Raw genomic sequence first — 1,054 nt, forward strand, 5'->3', positions numbered from 1 at the left:
CCTGTTCCAGGCGCCGACCGTGGCCGGCCTGACCGCCCTGCTCGACCGGCGCGGCGAGGTGGCCCCGAGGCCGCCGCTGCGGCCCGTCGAGCGCCCCGAGCGGCTGCCGCTCTCGCACGCGCAGCAGCGCCTCTGGTTCCTCGGGACCGTCGACAGCGAGGTCCGGACGGCGACGTACGCGATGCCGCTGACCGTCCGGCTGCGGGGCGCGCTGGACGAGGGGGCGCTGCGGGCGGCGCTGGAGGACGTGGTGGGCCGGCACGAGAGCCTGCGGACGGTGTTCCCGGTCGTCGACGGCGTGCCGTGGCAGCGGATCGTGCCGGTGACGGGCGAACCGCTCGTGCCCTGGGAGTCCGTGGCCTGCGGGGCGGAGGAGGTCACCGGGCTGATCGACGCTGCCGTGCACGGCGTCATCGACCTCGCGGCCGAACTTCCGATCCGGGCCTGGTTGTTCCGGATCGCGCCGGACGAGCACGTGTTCCTGCTGGTGGTGCACCACATCGCGTGCGACGGCTGGTCGATGGAACCGCTCCTGCGCGACCTGACCGCCGCCTACGCGGCTCGCAGCGGGTCGGGCGAACCGCCGGCGTGGGGCGGACTCGGCGTCCAGTACGCCGACTACGCGCTCTGGCAGCGTGGAGTGCTGGGCGACGAGGATGACCCGGAGTCACTGATGCATCGTCAGCTCGGCTTCTGGTGCGATCGTCTGGCCGGTCTGCCGGAGGAGCTGGCACTGCCGACGGACCGGCCGCGGCCCGCGGTGGCGACCTTCGCGGGCGACACCGTGGACCTCGCGATACCCGCCGACGTGCACGCCGGGCTGGTGGCGCTGGCGCGTGAGTGCGGTGCGACGCTGTTCATGGTGCTGCGGGCGGGGTGGGCGCTGCTGTTGTCGCGGTTGGGTGCGGGCAGCGACATCCCGGTGGGGACGGTGGTGGCGGGGCGGTCGGACGAGGCGCTGGACGAGTTGATCGGGTTCTTCGTCAACACGCTGGTGCTGCGGACGGACCTGTCGGGCGACCCGAGCGTCCGGGAGCTGCTGCGCCGGGTGCGC

The 1,054-nt window shown here is 74.0% G+C and carries 1 protein-coding gene; it reads left to right on the forward strand.

Annotated features, from left to right (window positions below):
* A partial coding sequence (locus PUR71_RS21740) for a condensation domain-containing protein (RefSeq protein ID WP_329928742.1) occupies positions 1 to 1,054 on the forward strand: 1,054 nt, incomplete at both ends.

This window comes from Streptomyces sp. SP17BM10, assembly GCF_036322405.1.
Lineage (GTDB): Bacteria > Actinomycetota > Actinomycetes > Streptomycetales > Streptomycetaceae > Kitasatospora.